Genomic DNA, 23999 nt, shown 5'->3' with positions numbered 1-23999 from the left:
TTAATCTTCATTATTAATTTGATTGTAGAGAGTTTTCCAAAACATCACTTTAAGTTTAAGTTCTTTTTCGTCATCATCGACATCTAATTCATGTAGTCTACCAAAGAATTGTAATAAATTATAGGTGTTGTTCCTAGCTATTTCAAGATACTGTTTTTCGAATTTTTTAAATTTGGTTTTCCCGACAATATTGGTTATTTCTTGACTGAGCGTATAAGCTAATTTGTCAGTAACTTTCTCTGTTTTTGCTACTTCTATAGTACTGATAACAGTTCTTAGGTGTTCATTTAAATTTTCGACTTCTTCTAATTTTTCAATAATTGGTTCTATAGATGTCCCTCTATGATAAATAGATATCGGTTTATCCAAAATTAATGTTGTGTGAGATGCGTCGTCGTTAGTTAATTCAAATGTTGGATGGAAACCAACAGCTTTCTCTTTGGTTTCACTATTAAATACAGTAAATCCATAAGTAAGTATACCAACATTAGGAATAGATATTTTATCTTCTGAGAGAATATTAAGTTTCATTTCAGAATGCTTTAGTGAGAAACTTTGAAGATTGAATTGTAAATCAAGTTTATTTAATGCGTGACAGGTAATATAAAGTAAAGCATGATTGTCAATCGGTCTATATTTAGTAGATGCGAAACATCGTGCTATATACTTTCCTTCTTCTTGTACAGTACGAATTAATAATTCACGTTCAGCATCATGGATTCTAAACCAGTATTCAAAATTATGTAAAATATGTTCGAAGTGATCAGTTGTATCATCTAGTAAGTATGCAATGTATTTATTTAACTTCATAGGGTCAAATAATTGAGAGATAGCATCAGATGTTGTTTCATATGTTTGAGGAATATCATCTAATTCAATCAATAATTGTTTCTTATCATCCTTATCTTTGGTTATACCAACAATGGAAATTTGAGAGCGAGTTCTAGTGAAGTCCTCTTTAGTCCAGTAGGTTTTTGGAATCAACAATTCAAATGGTTTCTCTAAACCAGTTATATTTAATGGAGTGTCATCAAAAGCAAACTCTTCTCCATCAAATGAATCAAATACCAACTGATCGAATTCTAGCCCTCGATCAAGCAACTGAATTAACTTTTTTTTGGTTATAAAATTGTCTTTATCCATAAAATAAAAAAAATCCTCCTTTGTATAGAAAGTTGGTGAAAATTATGAAAATTCAAAAAGGTGACTTTATTGAAATGCAAAATCAAAAATCATATGAAGTATTAGAGGGTGATTCTTGTTGTGGTTCAGAAGGTGAGTTAATCTTAGTGGAAGTTGATGATGATAACAGACACGTTGGTGAAGCTTTTGATTATAACCTAACAGATTGTTCACCAATTTTCGATGTAATAAGATAATTATTTATAAATTCTACATAAAATTGTAATTACCTTTAAATTATATTATTAAAGTAAGGTATTTTCTTTATTGAAAGGACGCACACAGCGTTCTTTTTTGTGGGGAAAAACAATCATCCGTTTTAATGATTGATCAAACGTATTTTGCAAGGCTCTTTGGGTGCGTAGCTAAGGATGATAAAAATTTGATGAACGATGGTAATGCCCCTTTAAAAACTTTGGCATTAATTAAAATTCTAAGATTAAAATATAGAAAGATATGTTACTATTAAAAAACAAGATTGAAATATTAAATGAAATAATATACAATTTAGTTATAATATTCATTTCATTCTCTTCCTTTATTTGGAGTGAGTGAGAAGTGTACGTACAACATATATGGAAACTATTATTTGAAAAGTGAACCCAAGTGTCAAGTTGATAACGGGTCCAGTTTAAAATAGAAATATTTTAGACTAAGCTACGTTTCTCGAGTATCAAGTTAAGATGATACTAGCTGATAAAATAAGAGAAATAAAAATTATACTTGTCAGATTCTGATAAACAGAGATCTGATCAAAAAGAAACAAAGTGTGTATGAAATCTAAGCATGCTTTTTTTGTGTTTTAATACTATGGTTGATTGATCCCAATCTAGAATAAATATTAAAAATCTAGGTAAAGGTTAAGACAAAAAGATCGTGTAAACTCGGTAGAGTTTTTGCGGTCTTTTTTTATTTTTTAAGTTAAGAAGTAGAAATAAATAGAGGTGGGTTTTACAATGCCTTAAACCAATTCTAAATGCTGTATAAGGGCTTAGTTAGGAATTGATAGTAAAGGACAGGAGAAGCACATTATCACAGTAATGAGGGATAGGAAGATTAGAAAATCTATCAAGTTCTATATTATATCGCTCTATGAATTGTGGGATCTAAACCAAGGGACTAATAACTAAATTTATGTCGAGTACGTTATCTGCACAGTGACAAATTAAAATCAACAGAGCATTACACATAAATCAAATTCTTAAATAAGAGGAGAAATAGTATGTTATTAGAATCAATGACCCCGAATAATGAAATCATAGTTACAATTAGTAATGTAGGCTGTTTTAAAGGAAAAGTAGTTGAAGTAACAGAAGAAACATTCTCCCTCGCGAATGATACAGTGGTTTTAGCCTCGCATCTTCCTAATATTAAGGAAGGTAGATTTACATTTAATAAGAAGGAAATATATTTGTATAGAATGATCAGTTGAAATGTGATCTTTTAAAATCTTGATTAAATGAGAGGTAGTGAATGGTTTTGTGTGCTTAAGCATACTGGATCTTAGAGATAGTAGACTTTATAAAACAAATTTATATAGCAGGACGAGGTGATGATGATGTATATGGTTTTCTAATAAAAGGAATCGTTATAAAAAAATTGATTATTCAAATATATATACCCAATATATTTTGTTTTTCAATTAAAAAGGAAGAAAGGACTTTATCGAATGGGGCCCCCCCCAAACAAGTCCTTTCCTCCATGCCTGCACTTCCCCAAGTGCAGCATTGCCCATAAACATATTTACCAAAAGGTAAACACAAGACTATAAACCACAGAAATTTAAAAGGAGTAAAAGACTGTGGATACTATCTATTCTATAACACAGATGTAATAAAATCTAGATTTATATCATAAATTTAATTTTTGTCCATACAACTCTGATAAATATTTTGCACTATTTTTTTATGAAAATAGAACTATTTTACTTGAATTATAATACATAAATTACATTTAGTAAGTATATTTTGGGTTAATTTGGATGAGTTTGATGAGTGGAATATAATAATATTATTAAAACTACTAAATACAATTAAAGGTATAATTTGGATTGACCTACTTATATAACGCTGTCATAATAAGGTGATTAATTTTAACTATTTTGGTGGACTTTGATTTTAATCATTTTTATAAGGGGGATTTTGTTGAAAGGTCAATTTTGGGAGTATTACCTCGTAAGATATCTAGCAGGTACAATTTTTGGTGTGCTAATACTATTCTATTTGGTTCAAAATTTTAATCATGATATTGAGAATATTTATTTTAAAAACAAATTTGATGAATCTAATGTGAAATATGATATAGAATATCAAATAATCAATTTCTTATTTTACTCAAAGTATGAATTTGAAGGAATAAAACCAGAGAAGTTACAACTTGATCATAACACATATGTAAATATAGAAAAGCAATTGTCAGATTACGAAACTGTTCAGATTAAAAAAAATGAAGTAACAGTGTTATCTATGATAATAATTACAGTAGCTGGATTTTTATACATGTATGTTTCAAGTATGGTTATATTGACATTACATACGTTTAGATATTTATGGTTTGATATATCTAAACAGGAAAAAAGAATTAAGCTATATAACTTCTATCATGTATTAAGTAATATAAGAGCAAGTGGTAGGATTAAAGAAGATGAAAAAAAAGATACTATAGTTAATCAATTCAAAAAAAGAAGAATTACTCAAACAGAAAAAAGCAAGTTAACTCAAACAGAGAATGCTTGGATTGCTGATTATGTTGAGTCCTATCGTCATCTAAGAGAACATGGCAATGCGTTTGGTATTCTTATTTCGGAAATAATCTTTGCTGGATATCTTATAATAACTAAATTTTCAGTATTATTTTTAGTACTATGGTTGTTACTCGGTTTCTTTTCATGGTTAACTGCAACCTCTTTAGAAGTTGTACTAAAAAATAAATATAAGTACCTCTATGAAAAGGAAGAAGTGAATAAAGAGAAAAAAGAGAAATGGACTCTTTTCAGAAAAATTAAGGATATATTGATTTATAATAAAAACAATGTGATTTATGGAAATAACAAAGTCATTAAGGGGGAGAGAAGAATTATAAGGACTAGAAAAACAGCACACAAGAAAATTTTGAGAGGAAAGAAAAGTTTGAAAAATAAAAGATTGTAAAGACATTGATTAAAAAAATTAAAATTAGCTGGCTAAAAACTCAAAGCTACTTGTAAAGTTTATTTTCAAAGTCTATAATACTTAATATATTTTAATTATTATCATCGTCATCTGTTTAAGAATAATAGTTAAAATTCAACTTATCTAACGTAGATAAGTAACCCAAGTACTTATATAGTAACGGGTATAGCATATGTGGGATAACCATTTATGATAGGCGGTACTCTTAAGGTTTCAGAGCAGGCTGAAATTCGCTGATAAAATCATAAGAGTAAAAATATGAACTTCATCAAAATTCTAAAATAATAGAGATTTTGATATTAAAAAGTACACACTTTATTTTGTGCTACATATTCAAAGACGAAAAGACCAAATCTACTTTTTTGAGAGTAGTTATTTAGGTCTTTTTTTGTTGTCTAAAAACTCAATTTTGGAGGGGAAATGATGGTTTGTAAGAATCCAGATCAATGTTTACAAATAACGAAAAAAAGATATGATGCAATGGAAAAAGGTATGGATCTAGTCGAAGATAAAATAGTCCAGTTCAGAGAGAAGTATAAAAATGGCGAAGGAGATATCTCTTTTGCTAGACACGCAGCTGTACGAGGGTTAGAACGTAGCTTTAATAATAAACATATTCTTGAAGCCCTGTTGAATGGTTTTGTGATGGAATATTATTATGAAGCCAAGAGCAAGCAATATCAGTGTTTGATATGTTACTTTTTAAAACTATCACCTGGCGTTTATCGTCCAGTTCATATTGCTGTTCAAATGCAAAGTAATGATCATCTCTTTGTTAAGACAGTCTATGATCCTCGTTCAAACCCTTGGAAGTGGAATGAAAATTTCACTAATAGGATTTGTGTTTGCAAAACCAATTAATTTTTGTAGGTGCAAAAATTAAAAAAGATGGGTATAATGAAATAAAAGGAGTTGATACGGAATGTCCAAAGTTGGCCGTCCAAAATCAAGCAATCCTCGTGAATTTCATTTGCCCGATATTAGATTGACGAGGGAGGAAAAAAGAATGATTGAATTAAAAGCAATCTTGCACGAAAAAGGGAACGTATCACAGTACATTAGAAGTTTAGTTGAAAATGATCGAAGAGAGGTAACTCCTTTAAAAAGTTGTAGCTGTGGGAGTACTGATTTAAAAGTCGTGTATAAAGACGATATAAAACATGTGGATATTGGTGGATCATCATTTGAAATACCACTTAAATCAGTCCCATATAACGAGTGTAATGAGTGTGGTGAGGAACTGGGAGACTTAAGACTTCATGCCAAAATTGATGAGATTGTTGATGAAGAAGTCACTCATCGGTTAAATCATAAACTTCCTGTACCGTTCACCTTGAATTTATTTGATGTAATCAGCCCTTCTCAAATTTAAATTGAGAGGGGTTGTTTTATTTGTTCAAAAGAATTATTCATCAGCTTTTATTTAGAAATAATACGTCCACAATTCACAATAGGTTTATAGATTAATAAACTTTGAGATTTTAAGGAACAAATATCAGTTTTGTTTCTAAAATTGAAACAGTGATTTTTTTTTGTTTCTAAAAATGAAAATATATTGTTATTATTTTATTGATATAGTAAGATGATATCAATTAAAAATAAATGAGGTGATTGCTTTGGAACATAGTTATAACAAGGTTGTTGGTGGGAATATTAGATCGTTGAGAGAATCGAAAGGAATTAGTTTGCGGAGATTATCCTATGAGTTATTTATTTCTTATCCAACTCTATCAAGAATGGAGAATGGAGATCAAAAGATTGATATGGATTTTTTGGTTAAAATTGCAGATTATTTTGGTGTAACTGTAAATCATTTGATCAGTAGAGAGGATATCGAGGGATCTGCAACCAATCAGTTTGGAAGTACAGAGAAAGTTGAAGATTTGTCAGCATTCGAAAAATTAAAGTATATCCTCGACAATTATTTACAAGCTAAACAAGAAGTCTTTAAGGGTCATTTCATGGGAGATCATGTTCGTAATATAACCACCAGCACCATAATTAATGAAGTTGGATTAAATGAAAAATATTTTGTAGTGGGCTCCATCGGACAAGGTCAGTGGGCTGAAGTTCCTTGGATATCTGTGTTCTTAAAGTCAATCACCACAACAGCAACCAAAGGGTATTACATTGTATATTTGTTTAAATCTGATATGAGTGGGTTTTATGTGAGTTTAAATCAAGGATATACCTATTTCAAGGATAAGTACGGTACGAAGGTAGGTCGAGAAAAAATCCTTAGAACGGCATCTTTAATCCGAGATCAGTTGAATACTGTACCTGATTATCTTATGGAAACAGATATTGACCTTGTGAGTAGAGGAGATTTAGGAAGAGGATATGAAAACGGGCATATTTATGGTCGATACTACGACCTTCAATCTTTTATTAGTTCACAAGAAATTATTCGTGATTTAAGATCACTTTTAATAGCATACAATGAAATTGAAAGTTTAATAGGGAAACGTTCTATTAGCCAGTTTAATGATTATTTACTTTTAGAAGATGACGGACAATATTTAGATGATAGTAAACAGGAGATACAATATCAAGAGAAAGTAAATGATCTTGCCAAAGGAAATACGAAAGTATTTGAAGAAGAAGACGGACCGAGTAAACGACCTGATCCAACGGTTGATAAAAGTGAAAAGAAAAGATGGTCACGAAATGCAAATGTAGCAGCAGAAGCTTTGCGTCTAGCAGATTACAAGTGTGCTTATGATGAAAACCATACAACATTTATTTCTAAAAAAACGGGCAAACCTTTCATGGAATCTCACCATTTAGTATTGATGAATCTTCAGTCTGAATTTGAAAATGACTTGGATCGTATTGCTAATTTACTCAGTTTGTGCCCTACTTGTCATAGAGCAATTCATCATGGTGTTGATAAGCTAAAGGAAGAGATGCTTAAAAAATTATTTTATGAAAGACGAGATAAATTAGAATCAGTTGGTATTGAGATAACATTCAGTGACTTGTTTAAGTCGTATTAAAGTTAGTAAAATAATCTCAGTATAAATTTTTATATATTTCATCCTAAAATAATACAAATGAAATTTGATAATGATCATCTGAACACAACACTGACAATTATTGTACAAGTGTAGATACTATAAATGTCGATCATAACAAAGGGGGAAGTAAATTGGAGAGAAAAATATGGGAAATTGATTTTGATGTGATTGGTCCTATAACTATCGAAAAGAATATAAGTTTCAGACAAGAAAAAGGATTTGATCATCATCAATTTTATAGTAATATACAACTATCAAAAAGCCATTATGGTATTAAAGCAACTATTACTGCTTATGCAGACACGATAGATATCGCTGAAACTGTTGCTTATGTTTATTTTGGAAGAATGAGGGATATTTTAACATTAAATAATGAGGTACCTATTCAATTACATAAAAATGAAGGTAGGTATAATTCACCAAGAAGCTTCCCTGGCAGAAGGGTATTAACAGAAACCAATATCAAGACTGCTTTTAAAATGTCCAGAATATTTGAGTCTGAACAATCAAAACTATTAAGAGCTATTGGTTGGTATTCTAAGGGGAAATTATCACATAATACATTCGATCAATTTTTAGCTTTTTGGAATGTTATAGAAATTCTAGGAAAGAAATACCATACTCCTATAAATCGAACAAAAGAAGGAGTTAAAAATCAAATTTATCAGTGCTTTATAGATTATTTTGGAGAAATAACTAGTTGGGATTTACCAGAAAGATGGATAGATTCCATGTATGATAAAAGAAATGGGATTGTACATGGTGGGGAAAATACGACTCTTGAGGCTATAAAGGAAACTTCCAAAGTGATTCCTTTACTAGATAAAACATCAAAAATGTTAATCGATAAAATAATTGATAATATTTATGATAGGTCTGTATTTATATAATTTAGACTAATGATCAGGTAAGTATCTATCTTTGATTTTGATAGATACTTACTCATTACCCTCATGTAAATTGCAAAGGTATAGTCAACTTTGAAGAAAATTTATTAATTTAATTAAACTTAGCTATAAAAATAAGTAATTATTTCACCACTAAGATCAACTTCTAATCAAATGTTTCTTCTATACATTAGGATCAACAAAGGTTATCAAAACTATCACTTTTATTGGATAACCTTCAAAGGGTTATTATTAGTGAACGTAATATGAGAGGTAAAAAAGGGGAAGGTGATTTAAAGGTCCACATATGGGTTTGGAATGGGAAAAATATAAATCTAATTAGTAGAATAGAAAGGCAGAGATAATGTATGGATTTACCTGAAAAAGTAGTAAAAGAAAAAAACATAATGAATATATGGATCTGTCTTTCAGAAAGAGAACTATCAACGATTTGGAATATTGGTAGTTTTGAATTTCTTAATGAAAAAAGAAAATATCGTAATAAACTGAAGGATGTCCATGCTCACTGTAATATTAATAAAAAGCAAGAAGAGGGAAGTGTTTTTAGGTTAGGATTTGGTTTATTAGATAGTATACAAGACAAAAAAAATGGTATTTACTACACTATGGAAATTAACGAAAACATTGAAAATAAACATGTGCACGGTACAATCAAATATATTATTCAAACGGTAGAAATTGATGGTAAACATTACTCAATCAAAAATGGATATAAAACAGCAGCTGGAAAGGAAATAATTTCTACTATTGTTGAAGATTATAAAGGAAAAAAACAAAAAGACTCTACACTGTTTAGGTTTCTAAGGAAAATTATTACACATGGATTGTTTCAATTCGGAAAAGTTGGTGAGCATTTAGAATTAGTTACTGATACCAAAAGGAATTCCAATAAACCATCAGATTTTAATGTGAAGAGTAGTGAATGGAGTATATTTGACAAAAAATCACTGGTTAAATATAGACCAGAACAAGGAGAATTAAGAGATAGGTTATTACACCAAAGAGAAGTTGCTTTATGTCAAATGTGTGGTCATGAATTTCCTGAAAGCATGTTGTGGGCAGCTCATATAAAAAAAAGATGTGAATGCGATGATACAGAAATGAAAGACCTAGATAATATAGCATTACTTATGTGTAAGTTTGGTTGTGATGATTTGTTTGAGAAAGGGTATATAGCTGTAAATAAAAAAGGAATTATTGAAGTAACCCAGATGTATGATTTTCCAGTTTTTCGAGAAAGACTAAATTTATTAAAAGGTCAGCACTGTCCTGGATATACAGAGAAGAATAAAGAATACTTCGAGTGGCATTATGAAAATATATTTATAAAATAAATTTCTAGTTTATACTCAACTTAAAATAATTATAAGTGATTTTAAATGTTTATTTATCATTAAAAAATCTGTTCTGTTTAATTAAAAATATAGAACAGAATCATATTCTTTTTAAAATAATCACTTAACTATGATAAGGAGAATAATATGTTGCCCAAACTTTTTGAAAAAAGGGAAATAAATCAAATTAAAAAAAGAGAATATAAGAATTTATTATATGCATTTAGCAGGTATGATATTTCCTACAAAGAAATAGATTTTTGGAATAAACCCGAATATAAAAAAGCTTAAATTTTTGATGATTATAAAGAATATGCTATGTTTATAAATCTAAAGCCTTATTCAAGATCGTATATTAAAGAATCTAGACGAATTCTTCATACAGTATGTTCAATATTGTATGAAGAATTAAATAAAGACCCAAATAATATAGGCTTATGTGAATCTACTTCTTTGATGATATCTAGTATTTTGGAAAAGGAAGGAATATGGAACTATCAGGTATTTGGTAGGGTACGAATTGGCTTTTCTGCAGATTTAAAGTTACGTTCTATTCTACCTAGTTCCCCTCCTTTTGATGACGGACATGTTTGGGTAGTTGCCCCACCTTTTGGGGTGATAGATTTAACAATTAAACACCAACATTACAAAGATCGTATACAAGACTATCTACCTGATAAAATTATGTATGAAACTCCACATTTTTATGCTTTTGATAGTGATATTAAACGTCTTCACTTTCCTACATATAATGTATTGCATAATAAGAATGTTGAAGTAACCTATTTAATAGATACTATAATAAAAAATATTAATAGTTTAACATCCTCTAGCAAAGGTATGTATAACCTAAATGGAAAAGATCTTTTAGAAATTTATAATGATTTAATTTATCCAAAATTACATTAAACAATTTTATTAAATGATTCAAATAGAGAATGCGAAAAGGCATATTATTTTTTGTTTAATGATTTCCTTTGCTAATTGTAACGACAAAACCTATTAAGTAAGGGGAATTTTTTGAATAAAAATAGCATTAAGACTATTACACTATCAACTTCAAATTTAAGGGCACAAAGTATTCTCAACAAAAATTGTTACGTATTATTTTATCTAGAAATGAAAATAAAAAACTTCAGATAGTATGTTGTGTTACCTGAGTTAAACTCTAAATAAGGAGAAAGATTATAAAAAAATATAGATATAAAAATAATAGACAACCATGATATCATAACTATATATGTAATCGGTTTCTTAACATCATATCAACCAAAGGAGTTGTTGATTTATGAGAAAGTTTATATTATTTCCGTTAGTCCTCTCTTTATTATTTTCTATGTATTTCCCTCAAATTACCACAATTAATGCTGCTGAAGGGAAAGTAGTAATTAACGAAATAGCGTGGATGGGTACAAATGTGAGTAGTAATGATGAATGGATAGAACTATACAACAATACAAATTCATCCATAACATTAGAAGGATGGGTTTTAGTTTCTACTGATGGTACACCTAACATTCAATTAAGTGGTACGATTCCTGCAAATGACTACTTTCTATTAGAGCGAACGGATGATAGCACAGTATCGAATATAGCTGCGGACATGATTTACACTGGTGCATTAAGTAATACAAGCGAAAATTTAGAATTAAGAGATGAAAATAATAACTTGGTAGATACAGTTAACAGCTGGTATGCAGGAGATAATTCAACGAAAGCTACTATGGAAAGAATTGATTCAAATGCGGGTTCGGTTGCATCTAACTGGAGTACATCGAATGTCGTTTATAATGGAGGGTTTGGTACTCCTAAACAAATAAATTCGAACTTGGATGTAAATAGCTGCAGCACTACAGAAGAGCAAATAAATAATATCTCTAATGAACCTGGAGCTATCAATCTTTATTTCAATAAATGTGCTTTAGAAGAATATGCTAGTTTTCAAAATCAAGCAAATTATAACGTGAATCTAGAAGATCGTTTAATCGAACGCTTAAATGAAGCTACAACGAGTATAGATATGGCTGCATATGAAATTAATCTACCTAGAGTCGTAGATACTTTAATCATGAAAGCAAGCGAAGGTATAGATATTCGATTTATAGCGGACTCTAAAGATGCTGATGATCCCAGCTATATTGAACGATTTGAAATTATGAGATTATACGTAGAAAAAATGGTCAGAGGTTTAGATGGCATCATTGGTACATCAGATGATATACAAGTGTTCTCAGACTCTCCTATATTTGTTGTTGAAGATGCGACAAAAAGAATAGAGTATGGTTTACCTTCTGATTACAGTGATATTCCTTTAGTCACAGTTCAAGTGGGTAGTTCAAATCAATCAGGTCATATATTTGTGTATGCTGAACAAAAAGGGATTGATGCTTACTATTCACCAAATACTCAGATGCATAATAAATTTGTCATTATTGATGATCAATGGATGTTTACAGGTAGTTGGAACTTTACCGTGACGGGTCTTTACGGTACTGATGAAAACATGGCAAATGGCATTTTAGATGGGAATCAGCAGCACGTTGTTGAAGTGAATAATTCAGAACTAGCTAGTATATATGAAACTGAATTTAATGAAATGTGGGGTAGCAATACACTAACACCTAACCAAGAAAATTCTAACTTTAATACAAGAAAGTCGGATAATACTCCCCATAGTGTGAATATTAACGGGACAGTCATTGAAGTATATTTTTCTTCGGGTGACAATGCATTAGGTCGAGTTAAAGATATTATTCAAAATGAATCTAATTACAGTACTTATTTCACTATTTTTGCATGGAGTGATCAATCTATTTTAGATGAATTGAAATTTAAATGGGAAGGTTCCTATTCAGATTTACAAGGTACGTTAACAGGGTTTGATGTGAAAGGTGTTTTTGATTCTAGTTACTGGAATCTGTGGTGGTCGGCTAGCGTAGATATGACTGGAAGAACAGCATCACAGTCAAGTGAAGGCAATCCAAATATTCGTTGGGCAAATCCAGCTCCAGTTTATAAGGATAATGAAACTAGAAAGCTACACAGTAAGACCATGTTAATTGATGCTGATACTACAAGTGATCCTACTGTAATTATTGGTTCAACGAATTGGAGTGAGAATGGAAATAATGTGAATGATGAAAATATGCTGATTATTCATAATGCTGAGATTACGAATCAGTTTCTACAAGAGTTTAATGCTAGATATCAAAGTGCAGGCGGAGATATAAATTAAATAAAATGAGGCTGGGACAAAACCCAGCAAAAATGAATAAACCGCATGAAATCAAATTTATAAACCTTGATTTCATGCGGTTTTAATTATGCTTATTGTACAAAAACCAGCTAGATTTCAACTTATGTCCCAGCCTCATTTTTATATTTAAATATCATTTTATTGTGGAGTGAATGAAGTAGTAGTACTGGTAGTGAAGTCGTTAAATATTACATCTACATCAATATTTACTGTAAAATCTAAAGATGCTCTTCCAATTTGAAAATCAATAGATGCGACGCCATTTTCATCTGTAGTACCGCTATATTCGCTGTCTTTAGATTTATAATGTAATGTTAAATTAACGTCAGCACCACTAACAGGATTTCCATTTGCATCTTGAACAGTTGCAGTTACCGTTACTGTTTAATTTTGGGATGGATTAGGATTATCTACAGTCGCAGTGATGGAGAGATATGATGAAATAGCTTCGATTGAAGTGTTATTTCCTGTTGATATTGTGATCGGAAATGTCAAAGTGAAATATATGGAATTAATTTATACTTTTTAAGTTTATAATACAAAAATCTACTATATTTCTTTATGCATTTCGGTTTTTATTCCTCTTTTCTGACACATAATATTTTTTTATACAAATTAATATAAATAACAACAATTTTTTCTTGTTATTTCTATTAAAATCCGTATATAGTGTTAATGTAGACTTTAACTTTATCATTATTATATTAAAGGAGATAGACAATTGAACTTTAATAAATACATTACACTATTTATATTTTTACTCGTATTAATTAGCGGCATTTTTATTACTAGTATAGCTGAAGCAGAAACAGAGTTTATTGATGTAAGTAACAATCACTGGGCAAAGAATGAAATTGAATTTCTAGTAGAAAAGAAGTTTATTGGAGGTTTCGATGATGGAACCTTTAAACCAGATGATTATATAACACGTGCGCAAGCTTTTGTCATTATTTCAAAGATATTGGAACTAAACGTAGAAAATAGATCTAATATTATTTTAAATGAAGTTGATTCAAATCATTGGGCATATAACGAAATATTATTTATTTTAGATGAAGAATTATATAAACCAGATGGGACTTTTAAGCCAGATCAGCCCTTACAAAGGGATGAGTTAGCAATGTTACTTGTTATTGCATTTTCTTTAGAAGGAGAATCATCTATAGAATATAGTGATATAGAAAGGGATTATTGGGCTTATGATTTTATTAATAAATTAGCCGCAAATCGAATTAGTTATGGTTTTGATAATAATTTTAAACCAAAAGAATTTGTAACTCGTGCTCAGTTCTCAACTTTTTTAGCTCGTATATTAAATGATTATTTTAAGTTGAGTATAAGTTTCATAGAAACCACTCATGATGATAACATTAGTAATTTAAAAAACCTACAACCTAATCATCTATGGATAATAAGTTTCCCAGATACTATAACTCACGATGATTTTAACAAAAATACTGTTTATATATTAGACTCGAATGATGTTAAATTAAAGAGCTATCTTAAAATACAAGATAATAAAGGATATATTTATTCTCCAGATCTAGGATATACATTTGGGGAAGATTATTCTCTCCACATATCAAAAGATATAACAAGTGTTGAAGAAGATACTATTTTACACTTTAATATTAGAGAAAATAACAGAGATATTGATTTGGGAGAAAAGCAAGAGATAAGTAGTTTTTTAACTAATGTTTATTATGGTGGGGATGAAAACAGATGGGACGTTGAAGTAAAGTTCTATGAATATAATTTTCCTTCCCACTTAGAAGTATATGTAGATGATACAAAATTAGATTATGTATATAAACCTTGTGAAATAAATGGATGTGGTTTTTATGGAACTTATTCTTTCAAAGGCACAGTCGAAGCACCTTCCTCAGAGTATATTAAAAACAATGTGAATGTTCAGTATGTAGGAGGAGAGGATCCTAATCAATACATATCAGATTATAAAGTTATAGAAAATGATTTTAATATTATACTCAATGATGAAAATGAATATCGTGGGAACAGTATTTCTAACTCACTGGATATAGGATCTTTTACAGCAGAAAGTGAAAAATATATTTTTCATGAACAGACAGTCCATAACTTGTATCGGACTAATAAACTTACCAATTACACAGAAGAGGTTATGTCATTTAGAAAATTAGCACCTAAAGGAATGATTTCTAATTTTAACTATAAAGATGGATGGATATATGTTAATAGTATCTCGAAAGGAGATTCTAAAATAATCAAGATAAATGAAGATGGATCCAGTGTAATACATCTAGCTGACTTTAGTTTTGAGAACATGCAGATTGTTGGAGATTGGATTTATGGAGGTTTAAATGATGGAATATACAAGATGGATTTAAATGGGGACGAGCTAATAAAAATTGCAGATGTTAATGATCCTGCAAACCTTGCAGTATATAAAGGATGGATTTTTTATAATAATGATGGATTTTATGCAATTAGAACAAATGGTGAAGATAAACAGAAAATATTAAATAAAAGTATATATGATTATTTTGTCACAGATAATGGTATATATGCCGTGCTAGAATCTCCTAGTATTGCATTCAATACTGCTCACAAAAATAGTTATTTATATAAAATTGCTTTAGATGGTACAGAAATAAAAAAAATTTCTAATGACTTATTTATCCAATCAATGAATTATTATGATGGTTGGTTATATTTTAATGGATATGATTTCAATATATCAGAGAATATTGGAATATATAAGATTAAAATTCATGATAATTCTACATATGATATCATTCATATAAAAGATAATATTCACGTTAATGGTGGTTTTTATATAAATGGTGATACCATGTATTTTGAGCAATTTTTAGGAGGGATAGTGGCAGTATATAAATTAAAAATTGATGGAACAGAATATGAATATTTACCTTAAATCTATTAATTTAAATTAGCAATAAATGCAGTAAAGGGCTGACTACAAAATGAATGAATTTGTAAATGATACAGTAAGTATTTATCTTCCATTGTTAGGGATTGCTATTGTGGTCATACGAACAATTACATCTGTTATTAATAAGACTGTAGCAGAAATAATATTGACACCAATCAATAAAAGAAGTTGGGAACAATTTTTGGAGATGATATTCATATGTAGTACTTTAATCATATTTATTCACATTCCAAACTACAGTCTAGATAATCCTATTTATAAATTTATAGATAGGACTATTTCTCCAATAATTGTCTTAATAGTTTTAATAACAACGCTATTTTTAGTTATTGTATATATAGTTTCTATCTTTTCTTCTATACATTCTAAACTAAAAAAAACCACTAATATAATATTGGTATTTAATGGGCTTAGTGTTTTAGTTTTTACTATGTTAGTAAGTCCGATAACAAAAAATGATTTTTTGTTAAAGTATATTAATAATAATTTAAACACTGAAATATTTTTGTACCTATTAGTGTGGATAGTAGCTTATTATATTTTGTTAACTGTGTATAGAAATATTTTCCTTTACTTTAATAAAATAAATCCTAAAGTATATAAAATATTAAAGATTCCTGATGAAGAGACTGAGAAGATCTTGGCTGAACTGTATTTTGTCTATACTATTGATCAGGAAAGGCACATCCTTAAAGAATACCCCCATTCTAATAGAACAAAGGGCTCTTTCCCACTTTATGTTTATTATCCGAAAGAGAATAAACTAATCAAGTTTACAGATGCTGATAAGGTTATATAAATAAGATTAGTAAATTTTTATAATCTATTGTATTAAGAGAAGAGCCATAAGAGTGGAAAACTTTGATTTAGTATTTAATTACTGATAGAAAGTCCCTTATACTGCTCTTTATATGTAAATTATGATTATGAAATTTTTAGTTTAAAAAAAGAAATTGGGATTCATATTTTTGAATATAAAATATGAATCGAGTGTAAGTTAAGTAGGGTGAACATCAGTTGTAATAGCCAAATATCACCTAAAAAATTGTATAGTTATTGTAGTTAATTAAGTGTTTTTTTGATCTGTGTAAGTAATTAGAATTCAAAGAATTAGATAAATTGTATGGTACTACAATTGAGTTTAGATAGAAAGGAAGTTTTAAAAAACATGGAGGAATTAAAAAAAACTGTAATAAACTTTCGAAATGAGAGAGACTGGGGAAAATTTCATAATGCAAAGGATTTAGCAATTTCATTAAATCTAGAAGCTGGGGAATTGCTTGAAAATTTCCAATGGAAATCCAGCGAAGAAGCAACGGAAACTAAAAATCAGGAAATAAAAGAAGAAATAGCTGATGTAATGATTTATTTACTTCTTCTATGTGATAAGTTGGATATCAATTTAGAGGATGCTGTTCATTCAAAATTGAAAATGAATGCCCAAAAGTATCCCATAGATAAGTCATTCGGAAAAAATGCAAAGTACAACGAACTATAGTAGTGAATGTGTTCACTACATTTTAGAAAAATAGATACTCAGAATTAATTACTTTTACTAATGTAAGCGAGGCGTTTATCTTGGTTTTATTCCCAAAAAAATTATCTTCTTTTGAAGTATTTAAAAAAACTCGTAAGGAATTTGTAAAACTAGATCTGAAAGACTTTGATATAGATACGGTACCAGTGGTGTATATTCAACGTGACAAGAAAAATCTTTATGTGGGGAAATCTACAGATATATACGGTCGTTTTTCTGCACACTTAAAAGATGAAAGTAAAACATTTACTGAAATTATTATTATTAAAAGTGAACTCTTTAATGAAAGCTCTATTAAACATATTGAAACTCTTTTAATCGACTATTTATTGGCTGATGATAAATTTAATCTAAAGAATAAAATTAAAGGACAAAATATTCATACTTATAATGGTATTGAAGATGTGAATAATATGTTTGTGAAAATATGGGATGAGCTTATTAAAGAGGGAATTGCTAATGAACAATTAAAGGAGATTCATAACAAATTTATTTATAAATACTCTCCCTTTAAGGAACTTTCAGATAATCAAATTGAAGTCTGCCAAAACATCTTAAAAGCAATGCTTACTACTTCAAATAGCCAACATTTGGTCACTGGAGATCCAGGTACTGGTAAAACAATAGTATTGACCAATATCGTATATGCACTTATTTACGACCAAGAAACGGGTAAGGATCGCGAAGGGATAGATCGTGAACAAATAGCACTAGTTATTCCTCAAAATCACTCGTTAAGTTCGTATAAGGACTTAATTAGAAAAGTCGGTTTACATGGTATTACAGTATTGTCTCCTTCACAATTCATTAAAGAGGCAAATGTAAAAGAGGATAAATTCCGATATGTATTTGTAGATGAGGCCCATCGTCTCAAGCAATATTTCGGTAAACAAGCACGTGATTTAAAACATTTAATTACTGAGGATGGACATACTACTGAGTTAGAATTGATATCTGAATATGCTTATCATTTAACCGTTGTATATGATCCATATCAAACAATCCGTCCAGCAGATATTGATACTGCTCACTTTAAGAAGATTACAGCGGATTATAACGGACATGTTTTACATAAACAGTTTCGCTTGAAGTCTGGACAACAATATTTGGCATGGTTACGAAAGTATTTAGAGATTGCAAACAATGTGGGTGTCTATGAAAAAGGATTGCTAAAGGGTTATGATTTTAAAGTGATGGATTCTATTTCAGATTTGTACACAGCTATACAAAATTTAAATAAAAAATATGAACTATGTCGAGTTGTTGCGGGCTATTCTTGGGAATGGGCTACACAAAAAAAAGAAAATTCATATGATATAACAGATGCTGTTACAGGTGATGGATTTAAGTGGAATTCCAAAACAAAGGGCTGGATCAACCAGAAAAATAGTGTGGAGGAAATAGGGTGTATCCATACAATACAAGGTGCTGACTTGAATTATGTTGGAGTTATATTTGGAGAGGAAATTGATTGTGATTATGACGGAGAAGTCGATGGAAGCTATGATTTAACTAAAGCCAACATTATTATTAATCCGGATAAATATAAAGATAGAAATGGTCTACCAATAAAAGGTACTGACTTAAACAATGATGAACTAAAGTCTTATATCAAAAGGATATACTACGTCTTACTTTCTCGAGGAATAAACGGTTGTTATGTATATGCAACAAATTCAAGTATGCAGAGGTATCTGAAAGAAGTTGTAGAAATTAGTAAATAGAAAAATTACAACGGTGTGATATAAACACTAACCCTGCTAATGATTAATATACGTTAAGTAAATTACAGATATAAAGTGATGCAGTAACACTTTGAGGTGGGTTTATATGAGAACTAATATCTTCACAATCTTTCTAGCAAGTGTGTTTGTATTTTTATTTGGTTTAGGTTTGGTATATCTGCTATTTGGAGAATTTTCAAAAAGATAAGTAATAAGTAATATATTTTCTTGATAGTCGATTCTAGATTTATTCTTCATCCTGGAAAATCAAAAGGGTACGAATGGAGGATGAAGATAAAAGAAGATTTCGGTATTTTTTATGAACAACAAAAGGAAACAAGTTCTCAAAATGAATTGAGTATCCCATTTTCTTTAATTGATACTTCTTCTCTAAAACTAAATCCTGTAAAGATATGAATATTTCATTTGAAATGTTAGATGAAATACTAAAGTCTTATGATCTTGTTCATATACTACATACAATGGAACTGAATATAAGTTTGATAATACATATATCAATCATAGAAAATCAAATTTTGTTACAGTAGTGAATCCATTAGTTAATGGAGAAATGGGTTACTATCCTTTGAAAGACTTGAAAAATGTAGAAGAATTGAGAGAGCTAATTGAATAAGCCAATAAATGTATAATAGAAGAAATTTAGAAAATGTGAACATTGATCACCCTTCCTAATATATGGAAAAAATATATCATAAAGAGTATATGCCTAAGTGTATTAGAGAAATATTCCATAGTCAAGGTGTAGATAAAGATTATGGAGGTACTAGAACTCGGATCAATGCTCTGTTAAGGATCTTTAAAGGAAATAAAACTATTGAAGCAGTACATTATATAATCAGATAGATTAAGAGTAGATGATTCTAGAGCTGTAGAGATGGCAAAGGAAACGTTAATTCTTGTTAATAAAGGCAAAGGAAAAAGCGCTTGTTTATATCAGATAAAAAACGACACGAAAGGATTAGTGTCAATCTTTATAATTATTTAAAGCTCTATATCGAGGCTGGAGACTACATAATGGGTTGGGTTCTCAAGTAAAGCAGTGGAACCTATTGTAGTTTATTTTGAAAAAGATATATATAAGTATCCTTATTGAAACTTCTGAAGAGGCTAGAAGTTTTGCAGATTGGATAGTAGATCTAAATAAGCAATCAAAAGAAAGCTATAAAAGGATACTTGGATGATTTAATAATGAATAAAGTGAGGATTAAAATGGAGTACATAATACTGGCACTAGGATTACTAAATTTTTTATATTCAGTAGTTAGCTCTACAAAAATTAAAAAGCTTTTAGAAAACCGTAAAAAAATTGGAAAACACGGGACTGTTACACTTAATAATAGTTGGATTATTGGACAGTCATTCCTTCTTCTACTCCCAACAGTAATTCAACTTTTTGTGTGGGGTAATATAATGGTATTTATCTGGTTAATATGTTTTACTTTCTTTATACCATTTAGTTTATATAGATTTACTGAAGTGAGGCACTTATCAGATGGTCAAAGTATTTCTAGGTTTTCATATAGTTTTTTCAAAAAATATGCATGGTCAGGATTCTGGTCAACTAGCATAGCAGTAATATTAATATGTTTAATACAGATTCCTTTAAAATGGATTATATTACTTTTTGTTTGGATAGTAGTTGCAGTTTTAGCTAGTCTAGGGGATCTTGCGCAAACTCAGGGTATTAACAAAACTATGAGTGAAGGAAAGTATTTAGTTAAACAGTGGTATCGTCCGATAATTGATTGGCCTACAAATATTTTTGGATTATTAAACAATATAAAGAGGGATTCTTTTTGGAACGAGCTTACTAATGCTTTGAAAAATATAAAAAATGGTACAATTAGTCTCTTTAAAAATGAGAAATTTTCCATTTATGATAAGAAATTTATTGAATCTCTTCCAGACCATACTGAGAAATGGAAAGCTCCATATGTTGTTTATATTTCAAAAGGTTTAACAGAAAAACATAAATCAATGAAACTTTTTATAGAAGATTTTTACAATGATATTTCTGAGGATAAAAAATATGATTATTATAAAAGATTAAGAAATATAAATGATAAAATATTTCTAGCCCAGCTTAATGAATTTCTTGTTGCACAGTTTTGTACTAACTATGGACAAATAACATTTAATCCCACATTAGAAAACGGTTTAACTCCAGAACTAATTTGGAAAAAAGATGACCAAAAAGGCCTTTTAGATGTAGTAACTATATTCGAATCAAAGGATATAAGCGAAGAGGAAGAACTAATAGACAAACTTATAAATTACCTTTCAAACATTGAACATTTTTTTGATATTGGAGTATGGTATGAAAGTGTTGACAAAGATAATTATAAACCCAGTAGGATAAGAAATAAATTGATAAATTATCTTGATAATCTAGACCCAACGGATATTGATCCAGAGGAGGAACTATTAATTGATTCTGATGGAATCTCAGGCGGATTCTTTATTTCTTCAAAAACAGATATTTCTGCTAAATCAAGAGTTAATTTTGTATTGTTAAGTCCACCAAAGAAAGTTGAGCCAATAAAAGCTATTGAATCAAGAATTAAATCAAAACTTAAAAAATATAAATGGGAAGGTCCGATTTTTGTTGCGGTATGTAAAGCAGCAGATACCGGGGCTGATTGGGAGGAAGTTGCAGAAATATTGTATGGTCCATCTATCGTTCAATATAATCAAGTGAAGGGTGAGTATTCTGAGGTTTTAGGAACAGGGGGAATACTAATGCCAAAAGGTGACACTCCCCCGCGTAACACTTCCCTAACAGGAATATTATTTTGTGAGCAAAATTGGAATGAAGAACTACCAACATTAAAAGTTAAGTACCTAATAAATCCTTTTGCCAAACATAAAGTTTCCTTGGATATACCTAGTTATCCAACTATTGAGAATAGAAATATTAAATTTCAATGGATAAACACATTTGGGGAAGAACTGAATCACCATTAGTAAAATGTTATCAAAAAAAGTACTTTTAAAATCCGTTAGCAAAATGATAATATTTTGATAACGGAATCCTTTAAAAAACTATAAACTTTCCTTAAAGTGTTACAGACATAATTTTTTAGGGAAACCTTAACTCACTTTTTTAGGTTCACTAGGAATAATTAATTTACAATATACTAATTTATCATTTAGAAACGATATTTTATATTCATTTGCCATAAATTTATCTCCAAAAGGAAGTTTAGAATCAGAAGTCTCTAATGAGATAGATACAGCAGGTAAGAAGCTACTTCAGTCTATGTCCTTTTCTGACTTGCCATATATTGATTATCATTTTTTCATTTTTGAAGAAGAAATTAAATTTGCAAAAATTCATAATGTTAATCTTTAATCAAATAATATTTCTAAAGTTTCAAATACAATATATTTTGTAGGAAGTCCTAATGAAGATGAGATAAAAATGTAATTTATACTATAGGTAATGACATTCAAGTATTATCATCAAATTTGTTATGACATAATCCTCTTCAAATTCATATTTGAGGGGGATTTTTAGTGTGTCTAGTATGTATCCAATCTGTCCCGAACTATGAAGGTAGAAGCAGCATTTATCTTAACGTAAGGGTGTCATTAGTTCGTGTTTTTAACACCACCAATATTTCTTAATGAGAAGATTACTCATATTTCGACTCATCGACATAATGAGCAGCATCATTCTCTTTCTTCATTATTCCTTTCAAATAAATCTCAGTCGTTTCTGACTTTCGATGGTCTAATGTATTTTGAATATAAATCAATGGTGCTCCACTAGTATGAGTTTCTTGAGCAAAGTAATGTCGAAACCAATGGGGAGTTATATCTTTTGATTTATACTTCAAGAACTCAAATTTTGTTTGTTTAATCTATTTTTTGAATCTTCGGCTGCATATTCATTGACAAACAATGTGACAAAATTATCTACACCTGAACTCATTGCAGTTGTGATGGGGGTTAATGCAATAACTAAGAGATGTAATTCTATTGCGGAAGGTGTGACTAATACTTAGGGTTAATTTAACATTATTGACATAATGGGATGAACTAAAATAATGAGTTCTTCGTGGATAAACCTTATCATGTTGGAAAAATTTAAATGAAATTAGATTAAGACCATAGATGGAATTATTACACATGGTACAGATCGTAAAAATTTAGATTTACCTTAGTTACAAGTCTCTGATATGGAAAAATAGAGGGGTTACTTCCATCAATTAGTTAAATGATATGACAAGCGTCTCAATTCGAGACGTTTTTTTGCTCGTCTTCTTCCTTCATTTGTTCTCTCCTTTATAAGATCTCTTTCAAATTCAGCAATAGCCCCCAACATGGTGAACATTAACTTTCCTGATGGTATAGAATATCAATTTATTCCTTAATAAAAACAAGAGGAATATTCTATTGTTTTTTCAACATTGTGTGATTCCTCCTAAAAGATTCATTAAGTTTTTACTATTTTCTTTCCTATCACTTCTTAAATACTGCCACCTATTTTAACAACATTTTCTATTATATTTAAAATATTTGAAATGTGACAGGAATTTAATTAACAATAAAAGGGATAAAAACCCAAGGAAATAATAGCAAACAAAAAATCTTTTTAGTGTAGAAATAGAACGAAAAGAAACTTTCATGTTTAGAACTTCAAATGGAATCTTTAAAAAAATATGGATGTGAACGAATTTATTCAGAAAAGCAAAGTGGGGTAAAATCAGATCGAGAAGAATTAGACTATTTAAGGTCAGGAGATTCACTAGTCGTTTATAAAATGATCTTCAGTAGAAACAGGCGCATATCCAATGATTTACATCTTAGACTCCGATCTTATCTAAAAGTTAATTATATTTTGTGCTTTGATTTTAGACTAACTTTTAGATGTATTCAAGTGAAAATTTAGGGGGAATGTAACTTTTGGAGGTAA

The 23999-nt window shown here is 29.6% G+C and carries 18 protein-coding genes and 2 pseudogenes; 16 read left to right on the top strand and 4 right to left on the bottom strand.

All coding sequences use genetic code 11. The features are described 5' to 3' along the window. The gene (locus Q5Y73_RS18950; protein WP_305993489.1) at positions 1 to 1143 is read right to left on the bottom strand and encodes a hypothetical protein; all 1143 of its coding nucleotides are present in this window, start codon (positions 1141 to 1143) and stop codon (positions 1 to 3) included. Positions 1144 to 1217: 74 nt separating this feature from the next. Between Q5Y73_RS18950 and Q5Y73_RS18945 the strand changes: the two genes are divergently transcribed. From Q5Y73_RS18945 to Q5Y73_RS18900, 10 genes are all read left to right on the top strand, one after another. Then, a complete protein-coding gene (locus Q5Y73_RS18945) occupies positions 1218 to 1379 on the top strand; it encodes a hypothetical protein (protein WP_305993488.1) in 162 nt (53 codons plus the stop codon). Between the two features lie 1025 nt (positions 1380 to 2404). Further along, a complete protein-coding gene (locus Q5Y73_RS18940; protein WP_305993487.1) occupies positions 2405 to 2614 on the top strand; it encodes a hypothetical protein in 210 nt (69 codons plus the stop codon). 712 nt (positions 2615 to 3326) lie between these two features. Further along, positions 3327 to 4331, top strand: coding sequence for a hypothetical protein (locus tag Q5Y73_RS18935; RefSeq protein WP_305993486.1), 1005 nt, complete (start codon positions 3327 to 3329; stop codon positions 4329 to 4331). Between the two features lie 444 nt (positions 4332 to 4775). After that, a complete protein-coding gene (locus tag Q5Y73_RS18930; RefSeq protein WP_305993485.1) occupies positions 4776 to 5213 on the top strand; it encodes a DUF4258 domain-containing protein in 438 nt (145 codons plus the stop codon). A gap of 61 nt (positions 5214 to 5274) precedes the next feature. Beyond that, positions 5275 to 5724 (top strand): hypothetical protein, encoded by a 450-nt coding sequence (locus tag Q5Y73_RS18925; protein WP_305993484.1) that lies wholly within the window; start codon positions 5275 to 5277, stop codon positions 5722 to 5724. Positions 5725 to 5959: 235 nt separating this feature from the next. Then, a complete protein-coding gene (locus tag Q5Y73_RS18920) occupies positions 5960 to 7348 on the top strand; it encodes an MrcB family domain-containing protein (RefSeq protein WP_305993483.1) in 1389 nt (462 codons plus the stop codon). A gap of 152 nt (positions 7349 to 7500) precedes the next feature. Then, a complete protein-coding gene (locus Q5Y73_RS18915; RefSeq protein ID WP_305993482.1) occupies positions 7501 to 8259 on the top strand; it encodes a methylamine utilization protein MauJ in 759 nt (252 codons plus the stop codon). Between the two features lie 365 nt (positions 8260 to 8624). Beyond that, the gene (locus Q5Y73_RS18910; protein ID WP_305993481.1) at positions 8625 to 9611 is read left to right on the top strand and encodes a hypothetical protein; all 987 of its coding nucleotides are present in this window, start codon (positions 8625 to 8627) and stop codon (positions 9609 to 9611) included. A 396-nt stretch (positions 9612 to 10007) separates the two neighbouring features. After that, complete coding sequence (locus Q5Y73_RS18905) at positions 10008 to 10520, top strand: hypothetical protein (protein ID WP_305993480.1); 513 nt, start codon at positions 10008 to 10010, stop codon at positions 10518 to 10520. A gap of 379 nt (positions 10521 to 10899) precedes the next feature. Continuing rightward, entirely contained in the window at positions 10900 to 12846 is a 1947-nt protein-coding gene (locus tag Q5Y73_RS18900; protein ID WP_305993479.1) for a phospholipase D-like domain-containing protein, read from the top strand. Positions 12847 to 13005: 159 nt separating this feature from the next. On the opposite strand, the pseudogene Q5Y73_RS24920 reads toward Q5Y73_RS18900, so the two are convergent. Then, positions 13006 to 13239, bottom strand: a pseudogene (locus Q5Y73_RS24920) (Ig-like domain-containing protein); the annotation flags it as partial. Positions 13240 to 13588: 349 nt separating this feature from the next. Here Q5Y73_RS24920 and Q5Y73_RS18895 point away from each other — a divergent pair. The 5 genes from Q5Y73_RS18895 to Q5Y73_RS18875 all read left to right on the top strand — a co-directional run bounded on the left by Q5Y73_RS18895 (position 13589) and on the right by Q5Y73_RS18875 (position 22045). After that, positions 13589 to 15781, top strand: a complete 2193-nt coding sequence (locus Q5Y73_RS18895) for an S-layer homology domain-containing protein (RefSeq protein ID WP_305993478.1) — start codon at positions 13589 to 13591, stop codon at positions 15779 to 15781. A gap of 49 nt (positions 15782 to 15830) precedes the next feature. After that, positions 15831 to 16598, top strand: a complete 768-nt coding sequence (locus Q5Y73_RS18890) for a hypothetical protein (RefSeq protein WP_305993477.1) — start codon at positions 15831 to 15833, stop codon at positions 16596 to 16598. Positions 16599 to 16967: 369 nt separating this feature from the next. Next, positions 16968 to 17297: a nucleotide pyrophosphohydrolase gene (locus tag Q5Y73_RS18885; protein ID WP_305993476.1), complete on the top strand. Its 330-nt coding sequence runs from the start codon at positions 16968 to 16970 to the stop codon at positions 17295 to 17297. Between the two features lie 80 nt (positions 17298 to 17377). Further along, a complete protein-coding gene (locus Q5Y73_RS18880) occupies positions 17378 to 19060 on the top strand; it encodes a DUF2075 domain-containing protein (RefSeq protein WP_305993475.1) in 1683 nt (560 codons plus the stop codon). Between the two features lie 1209 nt (positions 19061 to 20269). After that, entirely contained in the window at positions 20270 to 22045 is a 1776-nt protein-coding gene (locus Q5Y73_RS18875) for a hypothetical protein (RefSeq protein WP_305993474.1), read from the top strand. Between the two features lie 671 nt (positions 22046 to 22716). Here Q5Y73_RS18875 and Q5Y73_RS18870 read toward each other — a convergent pair. Continuing rightward, the gene (locus tag Q5Y73_RS18870; RefSeq protein ID WP_305993473.1) at positions 22717 to 22920 is read right to left on the bottom strand and encodes a tyrosine-type recombinase/integrase; all 204 of its coding nucleotides are present in this window, start codon (positions 22918 to 22920) and stop codon (positions 22717 to 22719) included. 413 nt (positions 22921 to 23333) lie between these two features. Continuing rightward, positions 23334 to 23441, bottom strand: a pseudogene (locus Q5Y73_RS18865) (recombinase family protein); the annotation flags it as partial. A gap of 285 nt (positions 23442 to 23726) precedes the next feature. Here Q5Y73_RS18865 and Q5Y73_RS24915 point away from each other — a divergent pair. Beyond that, complete coding sequence (locus Q5Y73_RS24915; protein WP_371320238.1) at positions 23727 to 23975, top strand: recombinase family protein; 249 nt, start codon at positions 23727 to 23729, stop codon at positions 23973 to 23975. The last annotated feature ends 24 nt before the right edge of the window (positions 23976 to 23999 follow it).

Source organism: Chengkuizengella axinellae, from assembly GCF_030730905.1.
Classification (GTDB): Bacteria; Bacillota; Bacilli; order Paenibacillales; family KCTC-33759; genus Chengkuizengella; species Chengkuizengella axinellae.
This window is presented reverse-complemented; position numbering and strand designations above follow the sequence as displayed.

Excerpts from the sequence above, each read along its gene's own strand:
- Q5Y73_RS18910 (WP_305993481.1), top strand. The coding sequence starts at position 8,625 with ATGGATTTACCTGAAAAAGTAGTAAAAGAAAAAAACATAATGAATATA.
- Q5Y73_RS18940 (WP_305993487.1), top strand. The coding sequence starts at position 2,405 with ATGTTATTAGAATCAATGACCCCGAATAATGAAATCATAGTTACAATT.
- Q5Y73_RS18925 (WP_305993484.1), top strand. The coding sequence starts at position 5,275 with ATGTCCAAAGTTGGCCGTCCAAAATCAAGCAATCCTCGTGAATTTCAT.
- Q5Y73_RS18885 (WP_305993476.1), top strand. The coding sequence starts at position 16,968 with ATGGAGGAATTAAAAAAAACTGTAATAAACTTTCGAAATGAGAGAGAC.
- Q5Y73_RS18900 (WP_305993479.1), top strand. The coding sequence starts at position 10,900 with ATGAGAAAGTTTATATTATTTCCGTTAGTCCTCTCTTTATTATTTTCT.
- Q5Y73_RS18875 (WP_305993474.1), top strand. The coding sequence starts at position 20,270 with ATGAATAAAGTGAGGATTAAAATGGAGTACATAATACTGGCACTAGGA.
- Q5Y73_RS18930 (WP_305993485.1), top strand. The coding sequence starts at position 4,776 with ATGGTTTGTAAGAATCCAGATCAATGTTTACAAATAACGAAAAAAAGA.
- Q5Y73_RS18945 (WP_305993488.1), top strand. The coding sequence starts at position 1,218 with ATGCAAAATCAAAAATCATATGAAGTATTAGAGGGTGATTCTTGTTGT.
- Q5Y73_RS18950 (WP_305993489.1), bottom strand. The coding sequence starts at position 1,143 with ATGGATAAAGACAATTTTATAACCAAAAAAAAGTTAATTCAGTTGCTT.
- Q5Y73_RS18890 (WP_305993477.1), top strand. The coding sequence starts at position 15,831 with ATGAATGAATTTGTAAATGATACAGTAAGTATTTATCTTCCATTGTTA.
- Q5Y73_RS24915 (WP_371320238.1), top strand. The coding sequence starts at position 23,727 with ATGGAATCTTTAAAAAAATATGGATGTGAACGAATTTATTCAGAAAAG.